At 40.6% G+C, this 281-nt stretch carries 1 protein-coding gene; it reads right to left on the reverse strand.

Features of this window, described 5'->3' with window-relative positions; translation table 11 throughout:
* Window positions 1-77: 77 nt before the first annotated feature.
* A partial coding sequence (locus tag ACSG5Z_RS32360) for a PASTA domain-containing protein (RefSeq protein WP_435712988.1) occupies window positions 78-281 on the reverse strand: 204 nt, incomplete at its 5' end.

Raw genomic sequence — 281 nt, forward strand, 5'->3', positions numbered from 1 at the left:
GAACAAGCCTCCCTTACGCCTAGCTTGTTCCAATATATGCTTGTACTTATTTAATTAGAACTTCTACTCTTTTACCATTACTGTTCTTCTGCTTCTTGTTGTGGTTCAAGTGGCGGTACAAGCGTTACACCTAACTCTGTACCAGGTTGTAACAATGTTCCTTCTGCCACACTTTGTTCGGTTACGAATCCGGTACCAGTAGGTTTTAGGTTAAGCTTTAATGTTTTTGCTAAATTCATAACATCACGAAGCGCCCAGCCTTGTATATTTGGCATTGTAGG

The organism is Bacillus pretiosus, assembly GCF_051294775.1.
Taxonomy (GTDB): Bacteria; Bacillota; Bacilli; order Bacillales; family Bacillaceae_G; genus Bacillus_A; species Bacillus_A wiedmannii.